Below are 1,249 nucleotides of genomic sequence, written 5' to 3'. Positions count from 1 at the left end.
TTGCTGATCATTTGCGTTCACGCCGTGCAGTAATCGTGAATCTTCAACGTGTTCGCAGCGATCTTGCTGTTCGAATTGTTGATTTTCTAAGCGGTACCGTGTACGCTTTAGGCGGAAGCATCTCTAAGCTAGGACCCAATATTTTTCTTTGTACGCCGGATTCAGTCGAAATTCAAGGTGCTATAACGGAAATGCTGGCGGAGGAGAACGACTACAACAAAATGAGGTGACCTTGAGTTAATGGATGAAGTTTATAGTATTGTGATGCTGGTACAAAAAATTTACACGTTTATGATCATTGGTTATGTGCTGCTATCTTGGTTGCCTAACGCTCGTGAAAGCTTTATCGGCGTATTTCTAGGTAAGCTGGTTGAGCCATACTTAGGTATTTTCAGAAAGTTTATTCCGCCAATCGGAGGCATGCTGGATCTTTCGCCAATCCTTGCCGTGTTCGCTTTGCAATTTGTAGCGTATGGCCTGATTGCAGTAATCGGATTTTTTATTTGATTAAAGGAATGAGTTTATATGAAACAAGGAATATACGATCATTTCCATCCCGATGAGAAACCTTTCGTAGATCGGGCGGAGGAATGGATAGAGCGGTCCGCACAGCAGCATGAGCTGAAGCGGACCGATTTTTTAGACCCAAGACAAGCACAAATATTAACTATTTTGGCAAATCGCAACCCTGATGTTAATGTCCGGTTTGACGGCGGTTATGATCAAGCTGAGCGTAGACGAGYCATTATAGGTCCAGATTATCGAAATTTGGATGACGAAAATGCTGGCATATCTGTTCTTGTAGTTAATGGACCGGGACAAGCCCAAATGGAATTAGATCATGGTGATTTTTTAGGAGCATTGCTTGGACTTGGTATAAAACGTGACCGAATTGGTGACATACATGTGCATGAGCATTTTTGTCATATCATTGTTATGGATGAAATTGCGGATTACTTGAATATCCATCTGAGACAGGTTCATCGGATTAATGTGCTGACAGACGTACTTCCACTATCTGAGCTTCAGACGGCATTGGTTAAGCTGGAGGAAATGAGTTTGTCAGTTGCTTCTATGCGATTGGATGGGATTGCGAGCGATGTTTATCGCATAAGCAGATCCAAAATCGTTGATCCGATTCGGGCAGGAAGATGCAGGGTGAATTGGAAATCGGAAGAAGACCCATCCGAGCAGCTTCGAGCGGGTGACGTTGTGTCATTCAAAGGACTTGGCCGATTTAAAGTACTAG

Annotated in this window: 3 protein-coding genes; all 3 read left to right on the top strand. The window is 43.3% G+C overall.

Going from position 1 to position 1,249, the window contains the following annotated elements; genetic code table 11:
* Positions 1-230 (top strand): cell division protein SepF (locus AC1DSE_RS35485; RefSeq protein ID WP_477529147.1); only part of this gene is annotated, 230 nt, incomplete at its 5' end.
* 10 nt (positions 231-240) lie between these two features.
* The gene (locus AC1DSE_RS35480) at positions 241-507 is read left to right on the top strand and encodes a YggT family protein (RefSeq protein ID WP_054027981.1); all 267 of its coding nucleotides are present in this window, start codon (positions 241-243) and stop codon (positions 505-507) included.
* A gap of 18 nt (positions 508-525) precedes the next feature.
* On the top strand, positions 526-1,249 hold a 724-nt coding region (locus tag AC1DSE_RS35475), incomplete at its 3' end, for a YlmH family RNA-binding protein (RefSeq protein ID WP_477529146.1).

The organism is Paenibacillus sp. 01L418, from assembly GCF_056400045.1.
This window is presented reverse-complemented; position numbering and strand designations above follow the sequence as displayed.

Coding starts and splice junctions, on each gene's coding strand:
- AC1DSE_RS35480 (WP_054027981.1), top strand. CDS start 241: ATGGATGAAGTTTATAGTATTGTGATGCTGGTACAAAAAATTTACACG.